Origin of the sequence: Novosphingobium sp. (assembly GCF_032093395.1) — a bacterium.
GTDB lineage: Bacteria > Pseudomonadota > Alphaproteobacteria > Sphingomonadales > Sphingomonadaceae > Novosphingobium.
The window spans coordinates 62,268-86,929 of record NZ_DAMDBA010000005.1 but is presented as its reverse complement, the minus strand read 5'-3'; the positions used below and the strand labels follow the sequence as shown (position 1 = coordinate 86,929).

Annotated in this window: 31 protein-coding genes; 15 read left to right on the top strand and 16 right to left on the bottom strand. The window is 63.6% G+C overall.

Annotated features, from left to right (window positions below):
• Positions 1-38: 38 nt before the first annotated feature.
• On the bottom strand, positions 39-1,535 hold the full coding sequence (locus RT424_RS03380) for a PQQ-dependent sugar dehydrogenase (RefSeq protein WP_313434555.1): 1,497 nt from the start codon (positions 1,533-1,535) through the stop codon (positions 39-41).
• A gap of 60 nt (positions 1,536-1,595) precedes the next feature.
• On the opposite strand from RT424_RS03380, the gene RT424_RS03375 reads away from it, so the two are divergent.
• Both RT424_RS03375 and RT424_RS03370 read left to right on the top strand, forming a co-directional pair.
• On the top strand, positions 1,596-2,078 hold the full coding sequence (locus tag RT424_RS03375) for a GAF domain-containing protein (RefSeq protein WP_313434554.1): 483 nt from the start codon (positions 1,596-1,598) through the stop codon (positions 2,076-2,078).
• A gap of 124 nt (positions 2,079-2,202) precedes the next feature.
• Entirely contained in the window at positions 2,203-2,733 is a 531-nt protein-coding gene (locus tag RT424_RS03370; protein WP_313434552.1) for a hypothetical protein, read from the top strand.
• 66 nt (positions 2,734-2,799) lie between these two features.
• On the opposite strand, the gene RT424_RS03365 is transcribed toward RT424_RS03370, so the two are convergent.
• The 6 genes from RT424_RS03365 to RT424_RS03340 all read right to left on the bottom strand — a co-directional run bounded on the left by RT424_RS03365 (position 2,800) and on the right by RT424_RS03340 (position 8,754).
• A complete protein-coding gene (locus tag RT424_RS03365; protein WP_313434550.1) occupies positions 2,800-3,789 on the bottom strand; it encodes a ParB/RepB/Spo0J family partition protein in 990 nt (329 codons plus the stop codon).
• Entirely contained in the window at positions 3,786-4,562 is a 777-nt protein-coding gene (locus RT424_RS03360; protein WP_313434548.1) for an AAA family ATPase, read from the bottom strand. Before RT424_RS03360 ends, RT424_RS03365 begins: the two co-directional genes overlap by 4 nt.
• The gene (gene rsmG, locus RT424_RS03355) at positions 4,559-5,200 is read right to left on the bottom strand and encodes a 16S rRNA (guanine(527)-N(7))-methyltransferase RsmG (protein WP_313434546.1); all 642 of its coding nucleotides are present in this window, start codon (positions 5,198-5,200) and stop codon (positions 4,559-4,561) included. The genes RT424_RS03360 and rsmG overlap by 4 nt, the downstream gene beginning before the upstream one ends.
• Entirely contained in the window at positions 5,197-7,059 is a 1,863-nt protein-coding gene (gene mnmG / locus RT424_RS03350) for a tRNA uridine-5-carboxymethylaminomethyl(34) synthesis enzyme MnmG (protein WP_313434544.1), read from the bottom strand. Before mnmG ends, rsmG begins: the two co-directional genes overlap by 4 nt.
• Positions 7,060-7,126: 67 nt before the next feature.
• The gene (gene mnmE / locus RT424_RS03345) at positions 7,127-8,416 is read right to left on the bottom strand and encodes a tRNA uridine-5-carboxymethylaminomethyl(34) synthesis GTPase MnmE (protein ID WP_313434542.1); all 1,290 of its coding nucleotides are present in this window, start codon (positions 8,414-8,416) and stop codon (positions 7,127-7,129) included.
• 62 nt (positions 8,417-8,478) lie between these two features.
• Entirely contained in the window at positions 8,479-8,754 is a 276-nt protein-coding gene (locus RT424_RS03340) for a DUF6489 family protein (RefSeq protein WP_313434540.1), read from the bottom strand.
• Between the two features lie 131 nt (positions 8,755-8,885).
• On the opposite strand from RT424_RS03340, the gene RT424_RS03335 reads away from it, so the two are divergent.
• Both RT424_RS03335 and RT424_RS03330 read left to right on the top strand, forming a co-directional pair.
• On the top strand, positions 8,886-9,581 hold the full coding sequence (locus tag RT424_RS03335) for a dienelactone hydrolase family protein (protein ID WP_313434539.1): 696 nt from the start codon (positions 8,886-8,888) through the stop codon (positions 9,579-9,581).
• 72 nt (positions 9,582-9,653) lie between these two features.
• Positions 9,654-10,622, top strand: a complete 969-nt coding sequence (locus tag RT424_RS03330; RefSeq protein ID WP_313434538.1) for a quinone oxidoreductase — start codon at positions 9,654-9,656, stop codon at positions 10,620-10,622.
• Between the two features lie 220 nt (positions 10,623-10,842).
• Here the strand turns inward: RT424_RS03330 and RT424_RS03325 are convergent, their stop codons facing one another.
• The 4 genes from RT424_RS03325 to hemE form a co-directional block, all read right to left on the bottom strand.
• The gene (locus tag RT424_RS03325; RefSeq protein ID WP_313434536.1) at positions 10,843-11,556 is read right to left on the bottom strand and encodes a TerC family protein; all 714 of its coding nucleotides are present in this window, start codon (positions 11,554-11,556) and stop codon (positions 10,843-10,845) included.
• 15 nt (positions 11,557-11,571) lie between these two features.
• Positions 11,572-12,828 carry a transcription termination factor Rho gene (gene rho / locus RT424_RS03320; RefSeq protein WP_313434534.1) on the bottom strand — a complete coding sequence of 419 codons (1,257 nt, stop codon included), beginning with the start codon at positions 12,826-12,828 and terminating at the stop codon, positions 11,572-11,574.
• Positions 12,829-13,170: 342 nt separating this feature from the next.
• On the bottom strand, positions 13,171-13,596 hold the full coding sequence (locus RT424_RS03315) for a CopD family protein (RefSeq protein WP_404917099.1): 426 nt from the start codon (positions 13,594-13,596) through the stop codon (positions 13,171-13,173).
• A 129-nt stretch (positions 13,597-13,725) separates the two neighbouring features.
• Entirely contained in the window at positions 13,726-14,763 is a 1,038-nt protein-coding gene (gene hemE, locus RT424_RS03310; protein WP_313434530.1) for a uroporphyrinogen decarboxylase, read from the bottom strand.
• Between the two features lie 360 nt (positions 14,764-15,123).
• On the opposite strand from hemE, the gene RT424_RS03305 reads away from it, so the two are divergent.
• The 10 genes from RT424_RS03305 (at position 15,124) to RT424_RS03260 (ending at position 21,645) form a co-directional block, all read left to right on the top strand.
• Positions 15,124-15,969: a pyruvate, water dikinase regulatory protein gene (locus tag RT424_RS03305; RefSeq protein WP_313434529.1), complete on the top strand. Its 846-nt coding sequence runs from the start codon at positions 15,124-15,126 to the stop codon at positions 15,967-15,969.
• 17 nt (positions 15,970-15,986) lie between these two features.
• Positions 15,987-16,571 carry a Maf family protein gene (locus RT424_RS03300; protein WP_313434527.1) on the top strand — a complete coding sequence of 195 codons (585 nt, stop codon included), beginning with the start codon at positions 15,987-15,989 and terminating at the stop codon, positions 16,569-16,571.
• Positions 16,568-17,440 (top strand): shikimate dehydrogenase, encoded by an 873-nt coding sequence (aroE, locus tag RT424_RS03295; protein ID WP_313434525.1) that lies wholly within the window; start codon positions 16,568-16,570, stop codon positions 17,438-17,440. Before RT424_RS03300 ends, aroE begins: the two co-directional genes overlap by 4 nt.
• Positions 17,441-17,453: 13 nt before the next feature.
• The gene (coaE, locus tag RT424_RS03290; RefSeq protein WP_313434524.1) at positions 17,454-18,041 is read left to right on the top strand and encodes a dephospho-CoA kinase; all 588 of its coding nucleotides are present in this window, start codon (positions 17,454-17,456) and stop codon (positions 18,039-18,041) included.
• A gap of 49 nt (positions 18,042-18,090) precedes the next feature.
• The gene (dnaQ, locus tag RT424_RS03285) at positions 18,091-18,774 is read left to right on the top strand and encodes a DNA polymerase III subunit epsilon (protein WP_313434522.1); all 684 of its coding nucleotides are present in this window, start codon (positions 18,091-18,093) and stop codon (positions 18,772-18,774) included.
• A gap of 24 nt (positions 18,775-18,798) precedes the next feature.
• On the top strand, positions 18,799-19,368 hold the full coding sequence (hpf, locus tag RT424_RS03280) for a ribosome hibernation-promoting factor, HPF/YfiA family (RefSeq protein WP_313434520.1): 570 nt from the start codon (positions 18,799-18,801) through the stop codon (positions 19,366-19,368).
• A 127-nt stretch (positions 19,369-19,495) separates the two neighbouring features.
• Complete coding sequence (locus tag RT424_RS03275) at positions 19,496-19,957, top strand: PTS sugar transporter subunit IIA (RefSeq protein ID WP_313434519.1); 462 nt, start codon at positions 19,496-19,498, stop codon at positions 19,955-19,957.
• Complete coding sequence (locus RT424_RS03270) at positions 19,947-20,441, top strand: PaaI family thioesterase (protein WP_313434518.1); 495 nt, start codon at positions 19,947-19,949, stop codon at positions 20,439-20,441. Before RT424_RS03275 ends, RT424_RS03270 begins: the two co-directional genes overlap by 11 nt.
• Before the next feature lie 3 nt (positions 20,442-20,444).
• The gene (locus RT424_RS03265) at positions 20,445-20,801 is read left to right on the top strand and encodes a DUF1491 family protein (RefSeq protein WP_313434517.1); all 357 of its coding nucleotides are present in this window, start codon (positions 20,445-20,447) and stop codon (positions 20,799-20,801) included.
• A gap of 193 nt (positions 20,802-20,994) precedes the next feature.
• Entirely contained in the window at positions 20,995-21,645 is a 651-nt protein-coding gene (locus RT424_RS03260) for a cell wall hydrolase (protein ID WP_313434515.1), read from the top strand.
• 88 nt (positions 21,646-21,733) lie between these two features.
• Here the strand turns inward: RT424_RS03260 and xth are convergent, their stop codons facing one another.
• The 3 genes from xth to RT424_RS03245 all read right to left on the bottom strand — a co-directional run bounded on the left by xth (position 21,734) and on the right by RT424_RS03245 (position 23,352).
• Positions 21,734-22,510, bottom strand: coding sequence for an exodeoxyribonuclease III (xth, locus tag RT424_RS03255; RefSeq protein WP_313434514.1), 777 nt, complete (start codon positions 22,508-22,510; stop codon positions 21,734-21,736).
• The gene (gene erpA / locus RT424_RS03250; RefSeq protein WP_313434512.1) at positions 22,507-22,839 is read right to left on the bottom strand and encodes an iron-sulfur cluster insertion protein ErpA; all 333 of its coding nucleotides are present in this window, start codon (positions 22,837-22,839) and stop codon (positions 22,507-22,509) included. Before erpA ends, xth begins: the two co-directional genes overlap by 4 nt.
• An 87-nt stretch (positions 22,840-22,926) precedes the next feature.
• Positions 22,927-23,352, bottom strand: coding sequence for a CBS domain-containing protein (locus RT424_RS03245; RefSeq protein ID WP_313434510.1), 426 nt, complete (start codon positions 23,350-23,352; stop codon positions 22,927-22,929).
• A gap of 141 nt (positions 23,353-23,493) precedes the next feature.
• Here RT424_RS03245 and RT424_RS03240 point away from each other — a divergent pair, with 141 nt between their 5' ends.
• Entirely contained in the window at positions 23,494-23,784 is a 291-nt protein-coding gene (locus RT424_RS03240) for a hypothetical protein (RefSeq protein ID WP_313434508.1), read from the top strand.
• Here the strand turns inward: RT424_RS03240 and RT424_RS03235 are convergent.
• Entirely contained in the window at positions 23,775-24,188 is a 414-nt protein-coding gene (locus tag RT424_RS03235) for a (2Fe-2S) ferredoxin domain-containing protein (RefSeq protein ID WP_313434506.1), read from the bottom strand. The two genes, RT424_RS03240 and RT424_RS03235, sit on opposite strands and share 10 nt — an antisense overlap.
• A complete protein-coding gene (locus tag RT424_RS03230; RefSeq protein ID WP_313434504.1) occupies positions 24,185-24,616 on the bottom strand; it encodes an acyl-CoA thioesterase in 432 nt (143 codons plus the stop codon). Before RT424_RS03230 ends, RT424_RS03235 begins: the two co-directional genes overlap by 4 nt.
• Positions 24,617-24,662 lie beyond the last annotated feature (46 nt).

The following is a 24,662-nucleotide window of genomic DNA, read 5'->3' as shown; positions in this document are numbered from 1 at the left end:
CTGAAAGAAAAGGGGCCTTCCAGCCCCCTCTTCGCCATTCATTGGCCCGTGGGCAGCAGCTTGTCCGGACCCTTCGTGAATCCGGCCTCCAGATTTACGGTGGCGCCGGGTACGGTCGGATCCTTGATCTCCTTCACCGGCTTGAGGTGCTCCGTCTCCACCGGCTTGATCGCGGCCGAGGGCGTCGCCCCCGGCGCCTGCACGCGCCAGATCACGCCCGCCGTATCGTCGCTCACCAGCAAGCTGCCGCTCTTGTCCCAGGCCAGCCAGGTCGGACGGCCATGGGTGTTCGACGCGTCTTTCAGGAAGCCCGAGAGCACCGGGACCGGCTTTCCGTCCTGCGGATTGCCGTTGGCGTCGAAAGGAACGAATACCACGTCATAGCCCACCGCAGGGCGGCGATTCCACGAGCCATGGCGTGCCACGAAGGCGCCGTTTGCGAACTTCGCGCCCATTCGATTGCCGCCCCCCGCGAAGACCATGCCGAGAACGCTGGCGTGGGCACCCATCGCGTACTCAGGCTTGCGCGTATATTCGAGCATGTAGCTCTGCATCGGCCACTCGACGCGTTCGTCGAAAGTCGTTTTCCAGTAAACCCACGGCCAACCGTACTGGGCGCCCACAGGAACGTTGGTGAGGTAGTCCGGCACCAGATCCGGCCCCAGCATGTCGCGCTCCTGCACCGTGGCCCACAACTCGCCGGTCGAGGGATTCCAGCCCAGGCCATTGGGATTGCGCATGCCGGCGGCGAACTGGCGACGGCGCGCCGTATCCACGTCGACTTCCCAGATCGCAGCGCGGCCGGTTTCCGCTTCCATGCCGTCGTCCGCGATATTGGTCGCCGAACCGACCGTAACGTAAAGGTGCTTGCCGTCCTGGCTCAGCAACAGGTTGCGCATCCAGTGATTGCCGGCCGCAGGCAGGTCGATCATCGTGCGCAGCGGCTTGCCGTCCAACTTGGTCGCGCCGGGCTGGAACGCAAATTCGAGGACTTTATCGTGATTGGCGATGTAGAGTTTGCCGTCCCGATAGGCGAGGCCGGAAGGAGAATGCATGTCGGCGGTGCGGAAATCGAAACGCTGTTCGGCCTTGCCGTCGCCATCGGCGTCTCGCAGCAGGACGATCCTGTCGGGTGAGGCCTGGCCCGCGCCGACCCGGTTGAACATCCAGCCCATCACCATGCCGGTAAGGCCCTTGGGCTTGTTGCCGGCCGGCGCATTGGTCAACGTCACCAGAACGTCGCCGTTGGGCAAGGTCAGCATCGTACGCGGATGATCGAGCCCATCGGCAAAGCGGGCAACCGCCAGCCCCGCGCCGGGCCTGGGCGCCTCACCGGCCGCCCAGCCCACTGTCTTCACCAGCTTGACGCTGGGAATCCATTGCGGGTCCGGCTCGACCAACTTCGGATCCTTGCCCACCGTATCGTCGAACGGCAGATCCGACGTATTGGAATACTGGGCCCAGGCGACGACACCGCCGCCAACGAGAACGACCGCCACAAGGGCCAGGGCGGATTTTGTGAGAATGGAGCGCATCGCCCTGAAATAGGCTGGAGCTGCCTATGCGGCAACAACGACTTGGAGTATCGGGAGCCGATGTACGACTTTGCTCCCAAGGGCGACCAGCCCAAGACCGAACTCTATGCCGATCTGGCTGCGGCCGCCAAGGCGCTCGTCGACGGCGAGCGCGATGGCATTGCCAACATGGCCAACCTCGCCGCGCTGATCTGGCAATTTCTGCCCAACCTGAACTGGGCAGGATTCTATCGCAACGTCGAGGACGAACTGGTCCTCGGGCCGTTCGTCGGCAAACCGGCCTGCATCCGCATTCCGCTGGGTCGCGGCGTTTGCGGCACGGCGGCGGCGAGCGGCGAAACCCAGGTCGTGCCGGACGTCCACGCCTTCCCCGGCCATATCGCCTGCGATGCAGACAGTCGCTCTGAACTGGTGGTGCCGGTGCTGCGCGAGGGTAAGGTCGTTGCCGTGATCGATCTCGACAGCCCCGTCGCGGATCGCTTCGATGCTGAGGATGCGACCGGAATCGAGGCTATTGCAGCGCTCGTCGCCGGTTCGATCTAAAGCGGAACGTCTCCGCGCGGGACTTGGTCGGTTGCGGCAGAGGCTTGGCCATTCAGCGGAAAAGGTGCTAACACCGTGTTAACAAACGCGGCTAATGCCCGGAATCCGTGAAGAGGCCCTGCGAATGCGTTCGACCTTCAGCACCGCGAATCTCGCTCCGGCCGTCCTTGTCGGCATAGCGGCTCTTACCTGTGCTTCGCCTGCGTTGGCAGCGGAAGGGCAGGCAGGCGCCGATTTTCTTCGCGGCGATTCCGCCTCCGAAGCGCCGCCGCCGATGCGCTATGAATTCGATCCAGCACAGCGCGAATCCTGGTTGCAGGACTGCCACCAGACAGTCGCGGCCAGTCGCCCTCGATCGGGCACCGTCCGCGAAGGCCAGGGCGATCATGGCGAGTGCGAGGCCTACCTGGCGGACTATCTCGCGCGGTATCGCCAGGGGCAGATCGTCACGCCTGTCCTTGGCTATGCGGCGCCCGGATATGCTTACGTCCATCCGGACCAACTTCGCCGGGCAGCGCCGCCCCGGATGGTATCCATTCCGGTAATCCAGGCGATCGACAGCAGGGGCGAGCCTATCGCCTACGCCGACGACACCGGCATCCGCCCTGCCCGCCGCTCCATCCCTCGCCGAGCCGGGACCCAAAGCGCAGAGTAGCCCTCCACGCAAACAGCGCCCGAACCGAGGTTCAGGCGCCGTTCGACATTCAGCACAGTCTCAAGTTCAGATCGCGCCGCCGGTAAGGCGCTGGCAGATCAGGTCGAGCTGGTCCAACGTGGCATAGCGGATCGTCACCGTGCCCGATTTCGGATCGACATCGGCATTGATCTTCACCGGCAGCCCGAGAAACTCCTCCAGGTGACTCTGCACTGCCACTATGTCGGCGTCCTCATGCGCATTGCGGGCGGTTCGGGCGCGGCGCGGCGCAACATCGCCGCGTGCCTTCTTTCGCACCAGCTTCTCGACCTCCCGCACCGACATCTGCTTGTTGATCGCAGCATCGGCGATCTCCTCGGCACCCTCGCAGCCGATCAGGGCACGGGCATGGCCCATCGACAGGCTGCCCTTCTCCACCATCGCGATGACCCCGTCCGGAAGGGCCAGCAAGCGCTGGAAATTGGCGACATGGCTACGGCTCTTGTCGACCATGCGGGCGATCTCGGCCTGAGTCATGCCTTCGAACTCCGCCAGGCGATTGTATGCCCGTGCTTCCTCGATCGGATTGAGATCCTCGCGTTGGAGGTTCTCGATCAGGGCCAGGGCCATGACCTCGCGTTCGGTGAGTTCGCGAACCAATGCGGGAATTTCGTGAAGCTGCGCCTTCTGCGCTGCCCGCCAGCGGCGCTCACCGGCAACCAGCTGGTAACGTCCATTATCCGTGGGCCGCACGATGATCGGCTGAATCACGCCGCGATGCGCGATGGAAGCCGCCAGTTCCTCCAGCGCCTCCTCGTCGAAGATGCGGCGCGGCTGATCCGGATGCGGCGTGATATCGGCGATGGCGAGCACGGCCAGCCCCCCCGCCCTCGGAAGCGTCCCCCGGCCCTCGGACCCTCCGGACGCAGCCAGCGGCTCCTCGCGGCGGGTCTCGCCCAGCAGGGCACCCAAGCCCCGGCCGAGACCTTTCGGCTTCTGCTTGGAGGCAGCGGCGGCACCGCCTGCGGTATTGAGTGCGGTGGGTACGCTGATGCGGACGATCGATTCGTCGTTCATGCCGCTTTCCTCTTCTCGGGCAGGCGGGTGATAAGTTCGCGCGCCAGCGCCATGTAGGCCCGGCTGCCGGCGCATGCATGATCATAGATCAGGGCGGGCACACCATGGCTGGGCGCTTCGGAAAGACGCACATTGCGCGGAATCGTGGTTTCGAAAACGAGCTGGCCAAGACAGGATCGCACATCATCGGATACCTGGTCGGTCAGGCGATTGCGGCGGTCGAACATGGTGAGCGCAATGCCGATAATACCCAGATCGGGATTGAATCGCTGCTGCACCCGCTCCACCGTCTGGAGAAGCTGGCTGAGTCCTTCAAGCGCGAAGAATTCGCATTGAAGCGGCACCAGCAGGGTATCCGCCGCCGTCAGCGCATTCAGAGTCAAGAGGCCCAGCGAAGGCGGGCAGTCGATCAGGCAGACGTCATAGCCCAGATCTCCGCGCAAAGCCGATCGAAGGCGGTTGGCGCGATCGTCGGCATTGACCAGTTCGACCTCGGCCCCGGACAGGTCCACGGTCGCGGCAAGAAGATCGAGGTTGGGAATGCTGGTCGGCATCACGCAATCGGCCACCCGCACCCGGTCCACCAGCACTTCATAGGAAGTGCGATCCCGTTCCGACGCCGAAACGCCGATTCCGGTAGAGGCATTGCCCTGGGGATCGAGATCGATCAGCAGCGTCTTCCAGCCCGTGGCAGCAAGGGCGGTGGCGATATTGATCGCGCTCGTGGTCTTCCCCACTCCGCCCTTCTGGTTGGCGATAGCGATACGGATCACTTGGTCATACCCTTCCTGTCGGCCAGCTTGCCGACAATGATGCCTGCCTGCGGGTCCGTCAGGGACTGTTCCACGTGGAACATGTGCCGCCACTTGCGAAGGTCTTCCAGTTCTTGCTTTGCAGACCGCCCCTTGGGCAACAGCCAAACCGTGTCGCTTGTGGAAAAACGTGAAGAAATTGTCAGAAGTTTTTCCAAAGGCGCGAAAGCGCGCGCCGAAATCACGTTGACCGGAAAACTTTCAACGAGTTCGAGGCGCTGTCCGACGACGCGTGCATTCTCCAACCCCATCGCAATGCGAGCGCGATCCAGCCACTCGATCCGGCGTGCGCGCGATTCAACCATCACCACCTGGCATTCCGGTCGCAGGGCGGCAATGACCAGTCCGGGGAACCCTGCTCCGGTTCCAAGGTCCAGCCACGGTGTAGATGTTTCACGTGGAACATGCGGAAGCAGCTGGGCGCTATCGACGATATGTCTCAGCCAGACGTGATCCAGACTGGATGCCGATACCAGGTTCTGCTGGAGATTTTCCTCCACCAGCATCGCAACCAGGGTTTCAAGACGAACCCAGGCCTCCTCGTCGCATTCGGGCAGTGCACGCAACCATTGGCGCGCTTGGTCTTCGGTCGTGATCACGCCGCCTCCCTGCGGGCATGAACCAGCAGCGCCGAGAGCGCCGCTGGTGTAATTCCGGGAATGCGGCCCGCCGCCGCGAGAGTCGCCGGGCGGGCCTTGCTCAGTCGTTCCACCATCTCGCGGGATAGCCCCGGAATCTCGGCGTACGGAAAATCGTCGGGCAGAGACAGGGCCTCGCTGGCGCGAAGATCGCGAAGCTCCCGCTCCTGTCGATCCAGGTATGGTGCGTAAGCGGCATCCTCGACCATCTCCTCGGCCAGCGCTTCATCCGAAATAAGATCCGGATCGATCCAGGGGGACAGTCCGACCAGATCGACGCCTCCAAAGCGGAGCCACTCCCGCAATTTCAACCGCCCCACATCGGCGCGGACAGGAAGTCCGGCCTGAGCGAGTTCATGGCCTGAAACGGACGTATCGAAACCCGCTTCGATCTTCGCCCGCCGGGCCAGACGAGATTCGAACCAGGCCCGGCGGTCAGCTCCCGCCGCGCCGATTTCGATGGCCAGCGGAGTCAGCCGGGTGGAAGCATTGTTGGCGCGCAGGCGAAGTCGATATTCGGCACGTGCCGTCAGCATCCGATAGGGTTCGCTCACGCCGTGCAGAGTCAGATCGTCGATCATCACCGCCATGTAGCTGTTCGCCCGATCCAGCGCCGGTGCATCGCGCCCCAGTACCGTTGCTGCGGCATGCATCCCCGCGACCAGCCCCTGCGCGGCGGCCTCTTCGTAACCCGTCGTGCCGTTGATCTGCCCGGCGCAATAGAGGCCCGGCATATCCCGCAGTTCCAGGCTCGATCGAAGTGCGCGGGGATCGATGTGATCGTACTCGACGGCATAGCCGGGAACGACCATCTCCACCCGTTCCAACCCCTCCATCGTGCGCAGCATCTCCAACTGCACATCCGTTGGCAGCGAGGTGCTTACGCCGTTGGGATAGACGAGCGGATTGTCCAGCCCCTCGGGTTCCAAGAAAATCTGGTGGCCATCACGATCCGCGAAGCGATGAATCTTGTCCTCGATCGAAGGGCAATAGCGTGGGCCGGAAGCCCCGATCGCTCCGGTGAAAAGCGGCGAGCGATGGAGGTTCGCGCGTATAACATCATGCGTAAGCGGGTTCGTCCGGGTTATGGCGCAGAAGACCTGCGGAACCTGGCGACGATTGCCCGCGTCGTTCGCGGGCATGGCAGACATCGTCCAGTCTTCGCCATCGGAAGGCTGCTCGTCCAGACGAGCCCAGTCGATGGTTCGGCCGTCCAGGCGCGGCGGCGTACCCGTCTTGAGCCGCGCCATCGGCAGTGCCGCATCTCGCATCTGATCAGCCAGGCGTTGCGCCGATGCCTCTCCGATCCGGCCGCCCGTCAGCCGTTCCTCGCCACGGAACAGCGTGCCGCCCAGAAATGTGCCGGTACAGAGTACGACGGCGCGAGCGTCGAGTCTGGTGCCGTCCGAAAGGTCGATCCCGACCACCCTGCCCTGCGTCACGACGAGAGCCGCAGCTTCGCCGCCCACCAGAGTGAGATCGCCCTGTTGCTGTAACAGGGTGTGGATGGCTGCCTTGAACAGCTTGCGATCGGCCTGGACGCGCGGTCCCTGGACTGCGCTGCCCTTAGAGCGATTCAGCATGCGATAGTGGATCGCTGCCGCGTCGGCGGCCCGGGCGATGAGGCCGTCGAAGGCATCCACCTCGCGAACGAGATGGCCCTTTCCAAGCCCGCCGATAGCGGGGTTGCAGCTCATTGCGCCAACGGCATCCAGGTCGAAACTGACCAGCGCCACACGCGCGCCCATGCGCGCGGCGACTGCCGCAGCCTCGCAGCCGGCATGGCCGCCGCCGATTACGATCACATCGAAGGAGTGCATGGACCCCGCGCTTACCCGAAGCCGCGAGTCACGTCAAAGTAGCTTGGTATGTTTCACGTGGAACATGCTACTTGCCGATGCAGAATCTTCCGAACAGCGCATCCAGCATGTCCTCGGTTGTGGCGCGTCCTACCAAGGCATCGAAAGCCGATCTCGCCAGCCGAAGCCCTTCCGCGACCAGCAGGGGATCGCTTTCCGCCCCCGCCACCTCGATCGCTTGTTCGGCTTCGGCAACGAGCGAATGCTGCCGGCGATTCAAGGCAGCGTCGCCTGGCCGGGGCATCATCGATCTGGCAGTGGCGATGAGATCGTCGCGCAAGCCGTCGAGTCCCTCCCCGGACAAGGCCGAAACGCGATGGCGCGGCGCCTTCTTCTGTTCCACGTGAAACAGATCGGCTTGCGGCGAGATTTCCCAACCATCCGCCGGGCCCTCTCCTTCCGGTCCGAGCCAGAGCACCAAGTCTGCCCTGTCCAGTTCGGCCCGGGCCCGAGAGATGCCAATAGCCTCGATCTCGTCTCCCGTCTCGTCACGCAGACCGGCAGTATCGCCGAACAGGAACGGCACGCCGCCCAAGGACACGGCACGGGTCAAGACGTCCCGAGTGGTACCCGCAAGGGGCGAAGTGATGGCTGCCTCATCCTCAACCAGGGCATTGAACAAGGTGCTCTTGCCCGCGTTCGGCGGACCGGCGAGCACGACGCGATATCCTTCCCGCAATGCTTCCGCGCGCGGTCGACCGAGCCAATCTTCAAGCTCGGCGCGAATCTCGCTGAGGCGCTTCAGGAAATCGGGCGGCAGATCGGCGACGTCATCTTCATCGCCGAAATCGAGCACCGCCTCTACCGCCGCGGAGGCCGTCAGCACGCGATCGCGCCATGATTCGACCTGGCGTGAAAATGCCCCGCCCGCCATGGCCAGCGCAGCCTGACGCTGAAGTTCCGTTTCGGCTGACAGGAGATCCGCCAGGCCCTCGGCCTCCGCAAGATCGATACGGCCCTGCGCGAAAGCCCGCCGGGTAAATTCGCCCGGCGCCGCGCGGCGCAGACCCGTCTCATTCAGAAGCGCGGCCTCCACGGCGGCTACTACCGCCCTTCCCCCGTGGAGATGAAGCTCTGCAAGGTCTTCCCCCGTAGCCGTCCTGGGACCGGGAAACCAGAGAATGAGCGCCTGATCCAGAACCGCGCCCTCGCGATTGCGCAACGTTCGGTAACTTGCACGGCGGGCCCCCGGCAATTCCCCTGCCAGCGCCGCAAGAGCGGGTCCGGCCTGCGGACCGCTGATCCGGACCACGCCGATCGCGGCAGGAGGCGATCCGCTGGATAAGGCGAAGATGGTGTCTTGACGTTCTGGGGACATAGGTTCGGGAGGCATGGCGCCGCGCTACAGGAGCGGAAGCCTCACGGAAACCCCGCCCGGCGTCAGCCGTCCTTCTTGGGTTTGCTGCTGCCGGTCATGGCCCCGCTCATCGCCATGGCAGCGCCACTTTCGAGAAACTGCTGGAACAGCTTGAGACCGAACTGGCCCATGGGCGCAACCTGCTTGCTCAGTTCCTGAAGCTGGTCGAAATTCCCCACGCCTTGCATGGCCTTCGCCAGCGCATCGACATAGACGTCGTTGGCTTTGGTGACATCCGGCAGGCCGAGGAACCGCCGTGCCTCTTCAGGCGAGCATTCGACCTCGACATTGACCTTCATCACGGCCTCCCATGGAATTTGTTCATCCGGGGTGGCACATGGCGTTGGCAAAGTCCACCGCTCGTGCCTAACCTCGATGACGTTCCTATGGCCCGGAAGGCTGCCAGACTCGATATCCGCAGGAGACTTTCATGACCAATACCGAAATCCCGACGCTCGACGGCGACGGCCTGATTCCCGCTTACGTCGCCCGTCCCGAAGGTACCCCGCGCGGCGCGATCATCGTGCAGCAGGAAATCTTCGGCGTCGATGCCGGTATTCGCCAGAAGGCCGATAGCTGGGCCGCACAAGGGTACCTTGCGGTGGCGCCCGACACGTTCTGGCGCCAGAATCCGGGTATCGAACTGAGCCCCTATGTCGAGGAAGAGTTCAAGCAGGCCATCGACCACATGATGGCGCATGATTTCGATCTCGGCATCCGCGATATCGAAGCCGTGATCCACTGGATCCGCCGCCAGGAAGGCGTTCCCAAGATCGGCCTCGTCGGATTCTGCATGGGCGGGCGCATCGCCTACATGGTAGCCGCGCGCACCGATATCGATGCCTCGGTGGGCTACTACGGCGTGATGATCGACCAGATGCTGAATGAAAAGCACGCCATCGCCCGCCCGCTCATGTTGCACATTCCCACGGCCGATCACTTCGTGGATGCCGCCGCCCAGAAGGCGATCCATGACGGTCTCGACGATCATCCGCGCGTCACCCTCTGGGACTACGAAGGCCTGGACCACGGCTTTGCCGCCGAAATCGGCGCACGCCGCGACGAAGCCGGCGCCGCTCTGGCCGACAAGCGCACGGCCGATTTCTTCGCCGAACACCTCGGCTGACATGGACAGGGCCCGGCCTTCCGCGTCCGCGGGACGCGGACCGGGCACGCCTGACTCAAGGACTTCCAGACGATGACCACCGGATATCGAATGATCGCGCGTGCCCACGGCGGCCCCGAAGTGATCGAGCGCGAGGACTTCGACGTCCCCGCCCCCGCTCCCGGCGAAGTGCTGATCGAAACCGAGGCAGTCGGTCTCAACTTCATCGATACCTATTACCGCAAGGGACTCTATGCCGATGCCCTGCCGATCTGTCTGGGGTCGGAGAGCGTCGGAAGGATCGTGGCGCTGGGCGAAGGCGTAGCCGGATTCTCCATAGGCGAACGGGTCGGCACGACTCAGGCCGGAGGTGCCTATGCCACCCACCGCCTGATCGCGGCCGCAAAAGTCATGCGGATACCCGAATCGATCGCGCCTGAGATCGCCGCCGCCGTGATGCTCAAGGGCCTGACCGCCTGCTACCTAGCCGAAGACACCTTCCCCGCCGCGAACGGCCACGTCGCTCTGGTTCACTCGGCAGCTGGCGGTGTAGGCTCGCTGCTGGTTCCCTGGCTGCTCGACCGCGGCGTGACCGTCATCGCCCATTCCGGCAGCGCCGAAAAAGCCGCTCAAGTGCCCGGCGATCATTCGCTCCATTGCGATTTCAACGAGCTGCCCGAAGCCATTCGCGAGATTACCCAAGGCGAGATGTGTCATGTCGTCTACGACGGCGTGGGCGCAGCCTCCTGGTCGGCCTCGCTCGCCTCGCTGCGCAAGCGTGGGTTCATGGTGACGTACGGCAATGCTTCCGGGCCGGTACCGTCGGTGGCGCCGCTGGACCTGATGAAGGCGGGATCGATCTACCTTACCCGCCCGACGCTCGCGGATTACGTCGCAACCCCGGAGCAGCTTGCGATCAGTGCGGAAAAGCTGTTCGACCGAATCGCCAAGGGAGTCCTCAAGCCGCGTATCGGGCAGACCTTCAAGTTGGAGCAGGCTGCCGAGGCGCATCGGGCTTTGGAAAGCCGGGCCACCATTGGGTCTACGGTTTTGATTCCCTGAAGAAGTAAGAGGAAGAGCAGGGGTTATTACCCCTGCACCCCGTTACTGTCGTCGTTGCGCGCCGCCTATCCGTTGTGCACCCACGGCAGGATCGGAAAACATATTGGCTGCGTCGCAAAGAGCGCACCACGGGTAGGCGGCGCACAAGGTCGACATTCCGAGGGTCTGGGGGATCATCCCCCAGGAAAAAAAAGGGCCCGGAAATCCGAGCCCTCTTTCATCAGATCAGAGTGACGATCCCCAGCTGCGGATCGACCCATCCCTCGAAGATCATCTTCACCGCCACGTAAAGGATCACCACGAGGCCGATCCAGGCGATCCAGCGGTAGCGCTCGATGTACCGGGCGATGAAGTTCGCCGCCACGCCCATGAGGGCCACGGCGAAGACCAGCCCGACGATCAGAATGCCCGGATGCTCGCGCGCGGCACCGGCTACGCCGAGCACGTTGTCGATCGACATGGAGATATCGGCCACGGCAACCGAGATCGCCGCGCCGGCGAAGCTCTTTGCAGGCTTAACGCCCGAATGCTCGTCACCCACGATCTCGGGCGAGCCCGGAGAGTGGGAGCCGGCCCGTATCTCGCGGTACATTTTCCAGGCGACCCAAAGCAGCAGCAATCCGCCCGCGAAGACGAGCCCGACGATGCCGAGCAGCCAGGTCACCATGAGGGCGAAGGCTACGCGCAGGACCAGCGCTGCGATCACGCCGATGGCGATGACCTTCTTGCGCTGGTCGGCCGGAAGTCCGGCGGCCAGGGCACCGACCACTATGGCATTGTCGCCTGCCAGCACCACGTCGATCAACAGCACCTGCAGGAACGCCGACATTGCTGCCGGCGTCCCCAGGTTCGAGAAATCGTTGACGATGTGCTGCCAGATCTCGGCGGGGCCACCCAAGGAAGAGGTGGCCACCAGAGTCTGAAGAATGCTCAAGCCCCCGATCTCCCCTTACTGGTTCATGGTCGAGAAGAAGTCCTCGTTGGTCTTCGAGTCCTTCATCTTGTCGAGCAGGAACTCCATCGCGTCGACAGTGCCCATCTGCATGAGGATGCGGCGCAGCACCCACATCTTGGTGAGCTGGTCCTTGGGTACCAGCAGCTCTTCCTTGCGGGTGCCGGACTTACCGACGTCCAGCGCCGGGAAGATGCGCTTGTCCGCCACCTTGCGGTCCAGGACGATTTCGGAGTTACCCGTGCCCTTGAACTCTTCGAAGATGACTTCGTCCATGCGGCTGCCGGTATCGATCAGGGCCGTGGCGATGATGGAGAGCGAGCCGCCCTCCTCGATGTTGCGCGCGGCGCCGAAGAAGCGCTTGGGGCGCTGCAGGGCGTTCGCGTCCACACCGCCCGTCAGCACCTTGCCCGAGCTGGGCACCACGGTGTTGTAGGCACGGCCGAGACGCGTGATCGAGTCCAGCAGGATCACCACGTCGCGCTTGTGCTCGACGAGGCGCTTGGCCTTCTCGATCACCATTTCGGCGACCTGGACGTGGCGCTGCGCGGGTTCGTCGAAGGTCGAGGAGATGACCTCGCCCTTCACGCTGCGCTGCATGTCGGTGACTTCCTCGGGGCGCTCGTCAACGAGCAGGACGAGGAGGAACACCTCGGGGTGGTTGTCGGTGATGGCCTTGGCCATGTTCTGCAGCAGCACGGTCTTACCCGTGCGCGGCGGCGCCACGATCAGGGCGCGCTGGCCCTTGCCCTGGGGGCTGACGAGGTCGATCACGCGGGCCGACTTGTCCTTGACCGTGGGGTCCAGGGTGTCGAGACGCAGGCGCTCGTTCGGATAGAGCGGCGTCAGGTTGTCGAAGTTGACGCGGTGGCGCACCGCATCGGGATCGTCGAAGTTGACGCTCTGAAGCTTGGTGATGGCGAAATAGCGCTCCCCGTCCTTGGGGGCGCGGATTTCGCCTTCCACGGTGTCGCCCGTGCGCAGGCCCCATTTGCGGACCTGGTTCGGCGAGACGTAGATGTCATCGGGACCCGCGAGATAGTTCGCCTCGGGGCTGCGCAGGAAGCCGAAGCCGTCCGGCAGCACTTCGATGGTGCCCTGCCCGATGATTTCCTCACCGTCCTCGGCCACTTCCTTGAGAATGGCGAACATCAGATCCTGGCGGCGCAGCGTCGACGCGCCCTCTACGCCCAGTTCCTCTGCCATTTCGACCAGCTCGGCCGATGATTTCTTTTTGAGTTCTTTAAGATGCATTTGTCTGGATTCCGGATGGAAATGGTGTGTCGGCCGGCGGGATCGTAGGGCTTGGGGAAAGCGGATCCGGGCAGGAGAATGGGCTCGCCGCCCTGTGCCGGAACAAGGCTCAGATAAGCCTTCGGCGGGTTCCGGTCAACGAGTCAATCCGTCAAGCGGCGTCTGGGCGGGGCGAATGGAATGGGTGAAGTAAGCGGAATGGGACGAGGTAGTCTCGTCGTCCCGGGCTTGATCCGGGACCGCTGGCCGGGAACAGCCCACTTCGCTGCAGGACGCTCTCCAGCGAGCTATCGCCTAAAGAAATGCCAGCGGTCCCGGATCAAGCCCGGGACGACGAAGCGGTCAGAACGGCTTCACGACCACCAGGATCACGATCACCACCGCCGCGAGCCCCGGAATCTCGTTCAGCAGGCGCAGCTTCTTGCCGGTCAGCGGACGTTCGCCGCGCGCCAGTTTCTTGCCGTAGCCCACCAGCCAGCCATGGTAGCCCGAGAGTCCGAGCACGAAGAGCAGCTTCGCATGAAGCCAGCCTTCGCTCCACGCCCCCATCGCCGTGGCGGTGGCGATGCCCAGCACCCAGGTAAGGATCAGCGAAGGCGTCAGGATGATCTTGCGCAGCTTCGCCTCGCGATCGATCCAGCGCAGTTCCTCTGCCGAGCCGGCTTCCGCCTCCTGGTGATAGACGAAGTAGCGCGGCAGCATGAACAGCCCGGCCATCCAGAAGATCACGAAGATGACGTGTCCGGCCTTGAGCCAGAGATAGAGCATGGAAAGCACTTCCTGCATGGGTGCCGCGAGACTCGATGGTTCAGGGGCGGCCCTCCTGCACCCTTGGCATCCCTGGGGCAAGACGATTCCGACCCTGAATCGCAAGCTGAATCAGCGGGGTGACCCGGTTCAGCGGGCCCAGTTCCGCACGATTCCCAGCAGCTGCTCGACATGGGCGATGGGCGTGAACTGTCCGATTCCGTGGCCGAGATTGAACACGTGGGGACGGTCCGCGAAGGCATCGAGCACTCGCCGGGCCTGGAACTCCAGTTCCTCGCCGCCGGAAAGCAGCAGCAGCGGATCGAGATTCCCTTGCACCGGAAGCCCCTGAGGCAATTCTCGCGCGGCCCATATCGGGTCTATCGTCTCGTCGATTCCGACCGCGTCCACACCGGTCTCACGGGCATAGGCCGGAAGCTTTTCGCCCGCTCCCTTGGGGAAGCCGATGATCGGAGTCTCGGGATGCCGCGCCTTTACCGCCGATACGATGGCGGCATTGGGAGCGATGACCCAGCGCTCGAATTGCGCGGGAGAGAGCGACCCCGCCCATGAATCGAACAACTGTACGGCTTCGGCACCGGCTTGAATCTGGCCACTGAGATATTCGACAGTCACCCCCACGATAGCCTGGATGATCTCCGCGAAAGCCGAAGGGTCGCGATAGGCCATGGCGCGAGTCTCATGCTGATCCCGGCTGCCCTCGCCCGCGCACATGTAGGTGGCGACGGTCCAGGGGCTTCCGGCAAACCCGAGCATCGTCTTGGCTGAATCGAATTCGACATCGAGAGCGGCGCGAACCTTGCGCACCGTTTCGTAGATCGGCGTGAGCCGCTCCGGAACTGCGGTTAGGCCCGTGAGCGCGGAATCGACCAGGCGCGGAGTCAGCTTCGGGCCTTCGCCGGCCAGGAATTCGAGATTCTGACCCATGGCGTAAGGCACGATCAGGATGTCGGAGAACAGGATCGCGCCGTCGAAACCGAAGCGGCGGATCGGCTGCAAGGTGATCTCCGCAGCGGCGTCGGTGTCGTAGACGAGCGCCAGGAATCCGCCCTTTTCCGCGCGCAGGGCACGGTACTCGGGAAGGTATCTTCCGGCCTGGCGCATCAGCCAGACTGGACGCTTGCTCGTGTTCGTTCCGAGCAGGTTTTCGAGAAGGAGGCCAGGCATCGAGATTCACGTCCGATCAAAAAAATAAAAGATTCTTAGAAGGATGATGGAGTCTGTTGGCCCTGTGGATATCGGGGACTTTTGAATCTTGCACGATTCAATCCACGCCGAACAGGTTCAAATTTGCGAAGCGACTCTCCGAGGAGTCTGAGTCAAAGACTCTTTATCCCGGTTACCCACAGGGTGTGGGGCGGATTTGAATCATGTTTACGACTCTCTCGATGAAATTGGTTCAATGTGGAGGAAAGCCGGGAAGCGAGTTGTCACCAGCACTATCCCGTGGTTTATGCCGCCACATATCCACAGCCCGCCGGGATGTCTCGGGGGTTCTTCAAGCGAAAGACTTCGGAACAGCCCCGAATGGCGCGTTTTCATCTCCACCTGCTGTCTGACTCCACCGGCGAAACGCTGGAAATGATCGCCAAGGCCGCCCTCGCCCAGTTCGACGATTCAGACGTCTTGCGGCACTTCTGGCCGATGGTCCGCTCGCAGCAGCATCTCGACCGGATCATGGGCGAGATCGCTGCCAATCCCGGGCTGGTGTTCTTCACCCTCGTGAACGAGGAAACGCGCGGGCGACTGGAAGAGCGCTGCCAGCAGCTGGGCCTGCCGGCGATCGCCGTGCTCGATGGCGTCACCGATGCGCTGGAGGCCCTGCTCGGTCAGGAGGCCAAGGGCCGTCCCGGTCGCCAGCACCGCCTGGACGATGCCTATTTCGCCCGCGTCGACGCGATTCAGTTCACCATCGCCCATGATGACGGCATCGCCTGGGAAGACTGGGAGGAATCGGACATCGTGCTGGCGGGCGTTTCGCGCACCAGCAAGACGCCGACCTCGATCTACCTCGCCAATCGCGGCTACAAGGTCGCGAATATTCCGATCGTGGTCGAAAGCCCGCCGCCGCCGCTGCTGTTCGGGCTGAAACGACCCCTGGTGGTCGGCCTGACCACGGCTCCGGACCGGCTGATTCAAATTCGCCGCAATCGTCTGCTGTCGCTCAGCCAGTCGCCCGATACCGACTATGTGAAGAGCGACAGGGTGGAGAACGAGCTGAAATATGCGCGCCGCATGTTCGCGGACAATTCGTGGCCGGTGATCGACGTGACGCGCCGCTCGATCGAGGAGACCGCTGCGGCGATCATCAATCTCTATAACGAGCGCAAGGCCGAAGGATCGCAGGATCCGCTCGGTCCCAAGCCGATTTGAACGCGAAAGAGTCAACGATGATCGTCCTGGCATCGCAAAGCGCTTCGCGGCGCGCCATGCTCGAAGCCGCCGCCATCCCGTTCCGCGCCCAGCCCGCCCAGGTCGACGAGCGCGCTATCGAAGCCGGTCTTGCCGGTAGGCCGCCGGCCGAGATCGCGCTGGAACTCGCGCGGGCCAAGGCGTTGGCGATCTCCGCCGAGGCGCCGGGCGAACTCGTTCTCGGCAGCGATTCACTGGTCGAATGCGGCGGTCGCCGGTTCGACAAGCCCGCGAGCCGGGAAGCGGCCGCGGATCATCTGCGCTTCTTTTCCGGCAAGGTCATGAATCTCCACAGCGCCGCCGCCCTCGTGCGCGACGGCGAAGTGCTCTGGGCCGAAGACGCTGTGGCGAAACTCCATGTCGCGCCGCTTTCCGAGCCCTTCATTGCCGACTATCTCGATGCGGAATGGCCCGAAGTCGCCGGATGCGTCGGGGTATTTCGCATCGAGGCGCGCGGCGTGCAGCTTTTCGAGACGATCGAGGGCGACTATTTCACCATCCTCGGCATGCCGCTGCTCAAAGTGCAGGCAGCGCTGCGCCGCCTGGGAGAGATCGCCCAATGACCCTGCCTGACGCGAGCCTGCCTTACGCCGAAGTGATCGGCGATCCGATCGCGCAGTCCAAGTCTCCGGTGATCCACGGGTTCTGGCTGGAGAAACTGGGGCTTTCCGGCCGTTATGATCGTCACCAGGTGCCGGTGGAGGGCCTTGCGGATTACCTGGCGCAGCGCCGCACCGATGCGGACTGGCGCGGCTGCAACGTCACGATGCCGCACAAGCTGGCGATTCTTCCCCTGCTCGATCGCCTGGATCCGCTTGCCGCCAGGATCGGTGCGGTCAACACGGTGGTGCATGAGGCGGACGGGACTCTGACCGGCTACAACACCGATGCGGCCGGATTTCTCGAGCCGCTGCAACCGCTGCTCGATCAGGTTCACCTGTTCCGCATGGCGCGCGTGCTCGGCACCGGCGGCGCTGCGCGCGCGATCGTAGCGGCGCTGGCGGAGCGGGGCTTCGTGGTGGTCCTGGCCGGCCGCGATCCGGCCAAGGCGCGGACCATGCTGGACGAACTGACCGCGCAGGACGACCACCACGCCATCGATCTGGCGCACTTTGCCCAGGCCACGGACTTCGCTTTCGACGATCGCGAGCAATGTCTCGACCTGATCGTCAACGCCAGTCCGCTGGGCATGACCGGGCAGCTGCCGCTTGCTTTCGATTTCAGCCATGCGCCGCCGCGCAGCGTGGTCTATGATATCGTCACCAGCCCGCTCGACACCCCCCTCCTCCAGCAAGCACGAGAAGCAGGATTCGAGACGGTGGACGGTCTCTCCATGCTGATCGGCCAGGCCGACGTCGCTTTCCGGCATTTCTTCGGCGCTACGCCGCCGCGTGCCTTCGATCCGGAACTGCGTGAACGCCTGACGTCATGAAAATGCGCAAGTCATGAAGATTCTGGGACTCACCGGCTCGATCGGCATGGGCAAGTCGACCGTCGCCGGGATGTTCCGGGATCTTGGCGTTCCGGTGTTCGATGCCGATGCCACCGTCCATGAACTCCAGGGACCGGAAGGTGCGTTGGTGCCGGCGATCGAGGCGGCTTTTCCCGGAACGACGGGCCCGCTGGGAGTCATTCGCGAGAAGCTTGGCGCCGCGGTGTTCGGTGATCGGGATGCGCTTGCGCGACTCGAGGGCATTGTCCATCCCGCCGTCGCGGAGGCCCGGCGCCGGTTTCTGGGCGACTATGACGGTGCGCCGCTGGTCGTTTTCGACATCCCCCTGCTTTATGAGAAGACCGGCGAGCGGGGGCTGGACGGCGTGGTGGTGGTATCCGCCCCGGCCGATATGCAACGTGCCCGGGTACTTGCGCGGCCGGGGATGACGGCCGAAAAATTCGAGCAGATCCTGGGCTTGCAGGTTGCCGACGCCGAAAAGCGCGCGCGGGCTGATTTCGTGATCGATACCGGTACGTCGCTGGCAGAAACCCGCGAGCAGGTGGGCCGCATCGTGGACGCGTTGGCCGAGTCAGAATAATCCCCTCAGGCCCTTGCGAAGTGAAGCGGGCAGGCAGATATGGAGAGGGATGAGAGAGATCATCTTCGATACCGAAACCACAGGTTTTGACCCCAGAAGCGGGGACCGAATGGTGGAGATCGGCTGCATCGAGATGGTCAACCGGGTGCCGACCGGAAAAACCTATCACGCCTATTTCAATCCCGAGCGCACAATGCCGGCCGAAGCTGAAGCCGTGCACGGATTGTCGGATGCGTTTCTCGCAGACAAACCGCTATTCGCACACTGTGCCGACGATTTCGTGGCGTTCATTGGCGATGCGCCGATGATCGCGCACAATGCCTCTTTCGACTTCAACTTCATCAATTTCGAACTCGCGAAATGCGGGCTGGCCGAAGTCTGCCTGACCCGGATGGTCGATACCGTGGCGCTTGCCAAGGTTCGTCATCCCGGCGCCAAGCTGTCGCTGGACGCGCTCTGCACGCGGTACGGAATTGATCGAAGTCATCGAACCAAGCACGGCGCCTTGCTAGACGCCGAGCTGCTCGCGCAGGTCTACGTGGAACTCAGGGGCGGTCGTCAGATCGGTCTCGAACTCCTCGCCGAAACCGCCGAGATCACCACGGAAACGCGGATCCTGCTTCGAAAGGACCGCCCCTTCCGTCAACCGCGTCCCCACGCGGCCACCGAGGAGGAACTCCTCATCCATGCGGAGTTTCTAAAGTCGGTGGATGCCCCGCTCTGGGGCGCCTGAATCACAGCAGAGGAGTAATCACCCATGGACATCCGCGTTTCCGGCCATCAGGTCGACACCGGTGAAGCCCTCCAGACCCACGCCAGCCAGCGATTGACCGCGATCGTGGACAAGTACTTCAGCCGCGCGCTGTCGTCGCAAGTCACGTTCGGCCGCGCGCCTGCCGCGGCTTTCCGCTGCGATATCGTGGTTCACGTGATGCAGAACCTTGTGCTCAAGGGCACCGGCATGGCGCAGGATGCGCATATCGCCTGCGATCAGGCGGCCGAAAAGATCGACAAGCAACTTCGCCGCTACAAGCGCCGGATCAAGGATCGCCATGAGCAGACCGCTCATGCGGTGGCCGTGGAAGAAGCCGCCTACACGATCTTCGAAGAGCAGGCGCAGGAACAGGAAGAAGAGTTCGATGCGGATGCCCCGGTAGTCATAGCCGAGACCCGCGTTGACGTTCCCGAAGCCACCGTTTCGGACGCGGTCATGATGCTCGACTTGCGGAACACCACGGCGTTGCTGTTCAAAAATGCTGGCACGGGACGCCATAATATGGTTTACCGCCGCGGCGACGGTTCGATTGGCTGGGTTGAGCCGCACTGACGCCAACCCAGGCGCCGACTAGGCGTCTACACTTCTTTTCGAAGGAGCAAGCATAACCCCCGGTTTTCCGGGGGTTATGGACGTTTAACCCTAGGAAAACCCGCTTGGGCCAGAACCAGAAACGCAAATGAGCAGTCTTTTTACCCTCCTGCCTGACGCCGTGGTGACCACCAGCGCAGACAGCAAACAAGCGATTCTCGGCCGCCTCGCCGATCTGTTCGCCGAGGTCTATCACCTCGATCGGGAACAGGTGCTGGCGCGCGTCGTCGAGCGAGAGGACTTGGGTAGCACCGGCTTCGGTCGCCGTATCGCCATTCCCCATGCCCGCATGGCAGGCCTCGGCCGCCCGGTGGCGGTGGTGATGCGCCTCGACTCGCCGGTTGATTTCGAATCCGCCGATGGCGTGCCGATCGATCTGGTCTTCGGGCTGCTCTCGCCCGAGAACGCGGGTGCAACCCACCTTCACGCGCTGGCGGCGATCTCGCGCATGATGCGTGATGAGCGCATGCACGCGGCGCTGATCGATGCGCCCGGCCCCGAGGCGCTCTACAGCCTGCTCAACAACGTCATCGAGCGCGATGCCGCCTGACGTACTGGAAGTCGGTGCTCCGGATTCGTCCGGCGCCGGCATGCACTGGCGGGCGCTGGAAGGGCTTTATGCCTCGGCGCCGATCAATGGACTGTTTCGCTCGCGGCTGGATATCCTGGGCGAGGGCTTGTCGCGGATCACGTTCGACGTGGAGCCGGATTGTTTCCACGCGGCAGGGGCTGCCCATGGCACCATCTACTTCAAGATGCTCGACGACGCGGCCTTCTATGCAGCTAACACGTTAGTCACCGATCGCTTCCTGCTGACCACGTCGTTCAACCTCCTGTTGAGCAAGCCGATCAAGGGCGGCACCGTGGTTGCGGAAGGACGATGGGTCAGCGGCCGCCGCCGCGTTCTGGTCGCGGAGGCGCGGCTGGTCGATGCGGCAGGCGACGAAGTGGGGCGCGGAACCGGCACTTTCATGCGTTCGCGTATCGCCCTTTCCAGCCTGCCCGGATACTCCGGCTCAGGCGGACCGGGCTGAGCCGTGGACGCGCGGATTCCCGCCCATATCGAGGTTTCGGGCTTCATTCGCGCGGTCGAGGCCGAAGGCGGCTTCGGCACCGTGCTGAACAAGGGGGAGCGCGACGCCGGGACGATCATGCTCGTTCTGATCGAGAATGGAGACAATGCGCGAATCTATGAGCGCATGCCGCAACTCGACGGATCGCGGGTCTGGCAATGCACCAGAAGGCAACAAACCAGCCCGGATTTCGGTGAGTCCCTCACGATGAGACTGGCGTTCTCGGATTACATCGAGACTCGCGGTCGTCAGGATCCAGACCTGTGGATCGTGGAACTGGATGTCGCGAAGCCGGAACGGTTCATCGGGCTTGGTGTATAACCGGGTTGACTTGCGAGACATGCAAGTTAATGGCCTCTGCACAGACGCGGAAGCGGCTCGGGCAGCATTTCGGCCAGCCCGGCTAGCACGCAGACGGGGAATCGTCGGCAGGACTGTTGGAAGGTGAACGCCTCTTAAAGGCATTCCGTTCCCGCCTGCGTCAGATTGGTTCACCGCCTTTGATCATGATTTGATGCGAAGCAAAGTTCAGTGGGCTAGCGCGTTGGCGCTGGCCGCTACGGTTTTGACAACCCTGTTCGGCGCGCAAGGTTCGGGCGCCGCGGCTCTGGCACCGGTTTTGGTGCAGGCCCAATCGAACCTCGACCCGATCTTCGTATCGCAGCCGGTCGTCCAGTCCCTCCCCTCGGAAGATGGGGCAGAAGCGACGGACGCGGTTCTGGCCGATGATGAAGCGGATGTTCCCGTCGATGCGGACACGCTGGCGCAACTCGTCGCGCAGCAGTCGGTCCCCGGTCAGCTCAGCAGCGAGATGCGCTGCCTTGCCAGCGCGATCTATTTCGAATCGCGCGGCGAAACGCTCGAAGGCCAGCTTGCCGTGGGTCGCGTGATCATCAATCGCGCTGAATCCGGCCGCTTCCCCGCCAGCTATTGCGGCGTGGTCTATCAGCCTTCGCAGTTCTCGTTCATCCAGGGCAAGAAGATGCCCAAGGTTCGCGAACATTCGAGCGGCTGGCGCGAGGCTGTTGCCGTCGCCAAGATCGCCGTCGAGAAGAGCTGGAAAAGCCCTGTGAAGGGCGCTCTCTTCTTCCACGCGGCCCGCGTAGAGCCGAACTGGCGCCTGACGCGCCTGGCCCGCGTGGACAACCACATCTTCTATCGCTGAGATACGCCGTTCTGCACCGTTTTGGGGGCAGGCACGAAAAAGGGGAGCGAAACAGCCGTTTCGCTCCCCTTTTTCGTGTCCGTGTGGATCAGTCCCGCAATTGCACCCATACCGGCGTATGGTCGCTGGCCTTTTCCCGCCCGCGATAGCTCTTGTCGACGCCGCACGCCACCAGGCGGTCGGCCAGTTCGGGCGAGAGCAGCGCATGATCGATGCGGAAGCCGTGATCGCGTTGCCACGCCCCGGCCTGATAGTCCCAGAAGGTCCAGATGCCGCCGCGCGGGTTGTGCGTGGCAATGGCGTCGGTCCAGCCGTCACCCAGCAGGCGGAAGTAGGCATCCCGCGATTCCGGCTGCATGAGCGCATCGGCAGCCATGGCAGCAGGCGACCAGACGTCGTTGTCGGTGGGAATCACGTTGAAGTCGCCGGTTACGATCACCGGCACTTCCTCGGCCTTGATCGCATCCATGCGGCGGCGAAGGCGGTCCATCCAACGCAGCTTGTAGTCGAACTTGGGTCCGGGCACCGGATTGCCGTTGGGCAGGTAGATGCAGACCACGCGCAGGCCGAAGACGTCCGCCTCCAGGTAGCGCGAGTGTTCGTCCTCGGGCTCTCCGGCCAGCCCGCGTTGAATCTCCACCGGCATTTCGCCGTCTGCCAGGATGGCGACGCCGTTGAAGCCCTTCTGGCCGTGCCAGAGGCCCTTGTAGCCGATCTTCTCGAACTCGGCGATCGGGAAGCCTTCGTCCTGGCTCTTGATCTCCTGAAGGCAGGCGACCGCCGGGCGGGTTTCCTCCAGCCATTCGAGCAGGCGGGGAAGCCGGGCCTTGACGCCGTTGATATTGAACGTGGCGATCTTCTTCATACGGAGAAGCTCGAACCGCACCCACACCCTGCCGCCGCCTGCGGATTCTCGACGCGGAAGGCAGCACCGCCGAGCGATTCCACATAGTCCACCATGCAGCCGCTAACGAGATCGAGGCTGACCGAATCGACTACGAGCCGCACGCCATCGGTTTCCGCAACGGTGTCGTCCGCTTCGGGGGCTTCGGCCAAGCCGAACTTGTACTGAAAGCCCGAACATCCGCCACCCTCCACCGAAAGGCGAAGAATCGCCGGCTTTCCCTGCTTTTCGGCAATGGCGGCCACGCGCGAGGCGGCCGAGGGGCTGAGTGTGACGGTTTGCTGGTCCATGCCAGCGATGTAGGCCTCCCCTGCCCCTGCGGCAAGGCGCGGGAGACGTCTGGCCCTGCCAAATCGGCTTTGCCGCGACGTGGCCGATCACGCCGTCTGGATGTAATCCCGCATCGCCGCCGCTTCCGATTCCACTTTTTCCAATCGGTACTTCACGATGTCGCCGATGGACACGAAAGCGATCATGCGGCCTTCCACCATCACCGGCAGGTGACGGACGCGGCGCCTGGTCATCAGCGCCAGGGCAGCCAATGCGCTGGCGGATGGCTCCACGGTGAGCGGCGGTGCGGTCATGACTTCGCTGACCTGCATGCCCAGTACGCTCGGGCCGAATTCGCGAAGGCGGTAGATCAGGTCACGCTCGGAAAAGATCCCGACCAGGCGGTCTCCATCGAAGATCGGCAATGCGCCGATCCGCCTTTCGGCCAGAATCGAGGAGGCCTCACTGACGGTGCAATCGGCCTGGCAGGTGATAACGGCCTCTCGGCCGGCGATGATCCGCTCGATCGTCATCTTCGCAATCTCCCGTATCGGGTCTTCGACCCGCTGCTCCCACGCCCTCTTTCGGGGCTTGTCCGGGCAAGGATATCACAGCCCTTGGCGATCTGCCACGAGTCCCTTGCGAGCAGGCCCACGAAGGCGCAAATGAGCCGGATGATACCCCGTTCGCCCCTGGAGGATCCCGCGAAGGCCGCTCATGCCTGGGCGCGCTATCGCCGCATCATGCTTTACATGATGACGGTGACCGTGGCGTTGGTGATCGCTTCGGTGATCCTGCTCTATCGGTCCAACGGCATGGTTTCCGTGCACTTCTACATCGCGGCGGCGCTGGGAATCGGGTTTACGATGCTGCTGGCATCCGCCCTGATGGGGCTGGCCTTCCTCTCCAGCGGCACCGGGCACGACGAATCTATCGTCGATCCCCTCGACGACGATCAGTCCTGACCGCGAACGGCCGGGCGCAGGCGGAATTCCTCCACCGGCGTGCCGCCGATGAGATGTTGCTGGATGATCTGCTCCAGCACCTCTTCGGTGCAGGAGTGGTACCAGACGCCGTCCGGCCAGACGACCGCGACGGGACCGGCAAAGCAGATGCGCAGGCAATCCGCCTTGGTACGCGCAACCCCGCCGCCGCCTTCGCTGCGCCTGGGACCATCGAGGCCCAGCTGCTTGAGGCGCTTCTTCAGATATTTCCACGAGGCCGCGCCCTGTGCCGGCGCGCAGCACTCACCCTTCTGGGGTTCGGCGCAGATGAAGATGTGGCGCTCGATCGCATCGCCGCCGGCCTTGGCGAGTGCCTCGCTCGCCCGCGCGATGTCCGTTGCGACGTCCAGCGGCGAAGCGGTCATGGCCGGAGCACCCACGGCGCGGCGGCTTCGAGGTAGCCGGGAGTCAGCGGCGCCGGACCTTCGGGCCCTACCATGACCACGACGGTGCGGGCGAAGACCACGGGCTTGTCCTGCTGCGTCACAACCTGGATGATCTCCTGGCTGGTTCTGCCGATCCGCTCGACCGCGCTGAGGACGGTTACCGTATCGGGGTAATGCGTCTCGCCCAGGTAGTCGATCGCGATGCTGGCCACCATCGTCGAGAGGCCGGGCAGGTGCCGATGTCCGCCAGCCTGGCGGAAGAAGCGCACGCGGGCATCTTCGAGCATCCCTGCCATGGCGACGTTGTTGATGTGCATGTTCATGTCGAGATCGCCGAAGCGCGGTTCGATCTGACAGGAAAACGGGTAGCGCGCGGTATCGAGCAGCGCGGAATCGGGTCTGGCCATGGCAGGGAAGTAGGAAGCCAGACGCTCAGGGTCTAGGCCGAAGGGG

Excerpts from the sequence above, each read along its gene's own strand:
- RT424_RS03380 (WP_313434555.1), bottom strand. The coding sequence starts at position 1,535 with ATGCGCTCCATTCTCACAAAATCCGCCCTGGCCCTTGTGGCGGTCGTT.
- RT424_RS03375 (WP_313434554.1), top strand. The coding sequence starts at position 1,596 with ATGTACGACTTTGCTCCCAAGGGCGACCAGCCCAAGACCGAACTCTAT.
- RT424_RS03370 (WP_313434552.1), top strand. The coding sequence starts at position 2,203 with ATGCGTTCGACCTTCAGCACCGCGAATCTCGCTCCGGCCGTCCTTGTC.
- RT424_RS03365 (WP_313434550.1), bottom strand. The coding sequence starts at position 3,789 with ATGAACGACGAATCGATCGTCCGCATCAGCGTACCCACCGCACTCAAT.
- mnmG (WP_313434544.1), bottom strand. The coding sequence starts at position 7,059 with ATGCACTCCTTCGATGTGATCGTAATCGGCGGCGGCCATGCCGGCTGC.
- mnmE (WP_313434542.1), bottom strand. The coding sequence starts at position 8,416 with ATGTCCCCAGAACGTCAAGACACCATCTTCGCCTTATCCAGCGGATCG.
- RT424_RS03340 (WP_313434540.1), bottom strand. The coding sequence starts at position 8,754 with ATGAAGGTCAATGTCGAGGTCGAATGCTCGCCTGAAGAGGCACGGCGG.
- RT424_RS03335 (WP_313434539.1), top strand. The coding sequence starts at position 8,886 with ATGACCAATACCGAAATCCCGACGCTCGACGGCGACGGCCTGATTCCC.
- RT424_RS03330 (WP_313434538.1), top strand. The coding sequence starts at position 9,654 with ATGACCACCGGATATCGAATGATCGCGCGTGCCCACGGCGGCCCCGAA.
- rho (WP_313434534.1), bottom strand. The coding sequence starts at position 12,828 with ATGCATCTTAAAGAACTCAAAAAGAAATCATCGGCCGAGCTGGTCGAA.
- RT424_RS03315 (WP_404917099.1), bottom strand. The coding sequence starts at position 13,596 with ATGCTCTATCTCTGGCTCAAGGCCGGACACGTCATCTTCGTGATCTTC.
- hemE (WP_313434530.1), bottom strand. The coding sequence starts at position 14,763 with ATGCCTGGCCTCCTTCTCGAAAACCTGCTCGGAACGAACACGAGCAAG.
- RT424_RS03305 (WP_313434529.1), top strand. The coding sequence starts at position 15,124 with ATGGCGCGTTTTCATCTCCACCTGCTGTCTGACTCCACCGGCGAAACG.
- RT424_RS03300 (WP_313434527.1), top strand. The coding sequence starts at position 15,987 with ATGATCGTCCTGGCATCGCAAAGCGCTTCGCGGCGCGCCATGCTCGAA.
- aroE (WP_313434525.1), top strand. The coding sequence starts at position 16,568 with ATGACCCTGCCTGACGCGAGCCTGCCTTACGCCGAAGTGATCGGCGAT.
- coaE (WP_313434524.1), top strand. The coding sequence starts at position 17,454 with ATGAAGATTCTGGGACTCACCGGCTCGATCGGCATGGGCAAGTCGACC.
- dnaQ (WP_313434522.1), top strand. The coding sequence starts at position 18,091 with ATGAGAGAGATCATCTTCGATACCGAAACCACAGGTTTTGACCCCAGA.
- hpf (WP_313434520.1), top strand. The coding sequence starts at position 18,799 with ATGGACATCCGCGTTTCCGGCCATCAGGTCGACACCGGTGAAGCCCTC.
- RT424_RS03275 (WP_313434519.1), top strand. The coding sequence starts at position 19,496 with ATGAGCAGTCTTTTTACCCTCCTGCCTGACGCCGTGGTGACCACCAGC.
- RT424_RS03270 (WP_313434518.1), top strand. The coding sequence starts at position 19,947 with ATGCCGCCTGACGTACTGGAAGTCGGTGCTCCGGATTCGTCCGGCGCC.
- RT424_RS03260 (WP_313434515.1), top strand. The coding sequence starts at position 20,995 with ATGCGAAGCAAAGTTCAGTGGGCTAGCGCGTTGGCGCTGGCCGCTACG.
- xth (WP_313434514.1), bottom strand. The coding sequence starts at position 22,510 with ATGAAGAAGATCGCCACGTTCAATATCAACGGCGTCAAGGCCCGGCTT.
- erpA (WP_313434512.1), bottom strand. The coding sequence starts at position 22,839 with ATGGACCAGCAAACCGTCACACTCAGCCCCTCGGCCGCCTCGCGCGTG.
- RT424_RS03245 (WP_313434510.1), bottom strand. The coding sequence starts at position 23,352 with ATGACGATCGAGCGGATCATCGCCGGCCGAGAGGCCGTTATCACCTGC.
- RT424_RS03240 (WP_313434508.1), top strand. The coding sequence starts at position 23,494 with ATGATACCCCGTTCGCCCCTGGAGGATCCCGCGAAGGCCGCTCATGCC.
- RT424_RS03235 (WP_313434506.1), bottom strand. The coding sequence starts at position 24,188 with ATGACCGCTTCGCCGCTGGACGTCGCAACGGACATCGCGCGGGCGAGC.
- RT424_RS03230 (WP_313434504.1), bottom strand. The coding sequence starts at position 24,616 with ATGGCCAGACCCGATTCCGCGCTGCTCGATACCGCGCGCTACCCGTTT.